The organism is Microvirga tunisiensis, from assembly GCF_009296175.1.
In the GTDB taxonomy this organism is placed as follows: Bacteria; Pseudomonadota; Alphaproteobacteria; order Rhizobiales; family Beijerinckiaceae; genus Microvirga; species Microvirga tunisiensis.
On sequence record NZ_VOSK01000715.1, the window covers coordinates 1 to 1,579 of the forward strand.

Annotated in this window: 1 protein-coding gene; it reads left to right on the forward strand. The window is 64.9% G+C overall.

Annotated features, from left to right (window positions below; genetic code table 11):
* On the forward strand, positions 1-1,388 hold a 1,388-nt coding region (locus tag FS320_RS43090; protein WP_152718613.1), incomplete at its 5' end, for a recombinase family protein.
* Positions 1,389-1,579 lie beyond the last annotated feature (191 nt).

The window sequence follows — 1,579 nt, forward strand, 5'->3', positions numbered from 1 at the left end:
GTTTCGGCGATCTCTGTTGGAAGCAGCCCACGATTGCGGCGGTGACGGATATTCTCAAGAACCCGGCTTACACCGGCGCCTTCGTGTATGGGCGCAGCCGTCAACGACCTTCCGCGACACCAGGCCGGCCAGCGTCCAAAACGCCAGTGCCCTTCGGAGACTGGCGCATCGTCGTGCCGGGCAAGTATCCTGCCTATATCTCATGGGAGGCCTTCGCGAAGATCCAGGCCATGCTGAGTGACAACCGGGCCGACTACCAGCGTCTGAGGGGGCGTGGCATTCCACGCGACGGGGCCGCGCTTCTGCATGGCATCACGTGGTGCGGCGAGTGCGGCCACAAGATGATGGTGCGCTACAAGGGCGGCAGCCAGTACGTCTGCAATCATCTCAGCCGGGAGTTCCAGGTGCCGGAGTGTCAATGTCTGCGGGCCGCCCCCATTGATGCTGCGGTGGCTCAAAGCTTTCTGGCCGCGGTCACCCCGGCCGAGATCGAGGCGTGGAGCCTGGCCCGCAAGGCCGAGCGCCATGCTACAGAGACCTTACGGCGGGCCGAGGCGCAGCAGATCGAACGCCTGCGGTATGCGGCGGCACTGGCCGAGCGGCAGTTCCATCGGGTGGACCCCGACAACCGGCTGGTCGCGGCCGAACTGGAGCGGCGATGGGAAGCGGCTTTGCTCAATCTGCGCCGGGCCGAGGACGATCTGGCCCGCCGGGCAGCCGCGTCAGGGGACGACGCTCGGCCAATCTCGCCGCGCCTGCGCGCCAAGATTGTGGCTCTGGGGCAGCGCCTGCCGGAGATCTGGACGGATCCCGCCACGCGCCGGTCGCATCGCAAGGCCCTGCTGCGGTGTCTCATCGACAAGGTGGTCCTGCGTCGCTGCGCTCGGGATCAGGCGGCTGTCCGGATCGTGTGGCGCGGCGGTGCCACCACCGAATTGACGGTGCCGATGCCGGTGACGAGGCTGAGCGCGTTATCGCGCTGGGCTGAGATGGAAACTCGGGTGCTCGAACTGGTTCAGGCTGGCTCGCATGATGAGGAGATTGCCCGGACCTTGACAGCCGAGGGGTATCGCTCGCCCCGGCGTGAGACTGGGGTTCTGATCAATACGGTGAGGCGTATTCGACGCTACCATGGGCTCAAGGCTGTGCCGTCCCAGACCCGGTGGCCGGCCGTGCCCGGTTGTCTGACGGTCACGCAGACCGTGGATCGGCTGCGGCTTCCGCGCAAGTGGCTGTCAGAGCAACTCCGCCATGGAGTTCTTCAGACGGTGCGCGAAGCATCAGGGCGCTATCTGATCCCAGACACAAACGAGGCTCTGGACGCCATTCAGTCGCTGCGTGCCGGCATCATCCACCATCTCGACCTGAGGGAGCATCGTCATGACTAGACAGGGCATTACTCCACACAGTCGCTCGATGGCATCGACTGGCGCCATCCCCAGCAAACCTAGCCCGGTTAATTCACGGCGCCCCATCTGAGATTGGCTGTACGAGCCTTGCTGGCAAAGTTGACCGGATTTCAGGCATGTCCTCACCACCTCCAGGCGTTCTGCTTGGCGGATGAGAGCGGCGCGTTTGC